General features: G+C 40.5%; 1 protein-coding gene and 1 tRNA gene. One reads left to right on the forward strand and one right to left on the reverse strand.

Features of this window, described 5'->3' with window-relative positions:
- Positions 1 to 5: 5 nt before the first annotated feature.
- Positions 6 to 92, forward strand: a tRNA-Leu gene (locus A3739_RS01400).
- Between the two features lie 61 nt (positions 93 to 153).
- On the opposite strand, the gene A3739_RS01405 is transcribed toward A3739_RS01400, so the two are convergent.
- Positions 154 to 894, reverse strand: a 741-nt coding sequence (locus tag A3739_RS01405; protein ID WP_197471942.1) for a 3-deoxy-manno-octulosonate cytidylyltransferase, incomplete at its 5' end; no start/stop codon positions are given.

Raw genomic sequence — 894 nt, forward strand, 5'->3', positions numbered from 1 at the left:
ACTTCGCCAGTGTGATGAAATTGGTAGACATGTCGGATTCAAAATCCGATGCCTTCACGGGCGTGGCGGTTCGAGTCCGCCCACTGGTACCAAGTTATAAAAAAGCCCGATTAGCATATGCCAATCGGGCTTTTTTATTTCTAACACCTAAGTCTATTGACTTAAAAATCGCTCCACTTTCTTTATGTCGTCTGGCACGTCGACAGCAATTGAATCAGCAGTAGTCTCTGTCATTTTAAGCTTATAACCAAGATCGACGAACCTTAGTAATTCCACGTCCTCAAATTGCTCATTAATTGTTTTTCCTAAGCAACCCTGCTCTGCAAAAACCTTTAACGCTTGCTTGGTAAAACCATACACAGGAATTTGTTGACGATAAACAGACTCTACACCTTTCACATTAGAAAATGGCACAGGAAGTCTCGACATATACATCAATTCGTCTAAAGCATTAACAACTACTTTTACTATCGTATTGCTTTGTATTTCTTTTTGATCAGAAATGATCTTGTAAAGGTTATATGCAATATATGAATCGCCATGTTTTTTGTATTGCTCGACCAACTGATCAACCACAACTGGATCTATAACAGGCTCATCACCTTGAATGTTGATGTAAAAATCATAATCAAGCATTTCGGCTACTTCAGCTATGCGATCAGTGCCTGTAAGGCAAGAATCACTAGTCATCACAACAGGAATATTTTCAGATCGGCAGTATTGTTCAATACGCTCATCTTCAGTCGCAACAACAACCTCATCCAAACTATCCGAGAGCATAGCCCGCTGACAGGTCCGTTTAATCATCGGTACACCAGCGATACTTACTAGGGGCTTACCCTCAAACCTTGTTGATTTATAGCGAGCCGGAAGAACACCTAATATACGCATAAT

It is taken from the genome of Oleiphilus sp. HI0067, assembly GCF_001635735.1.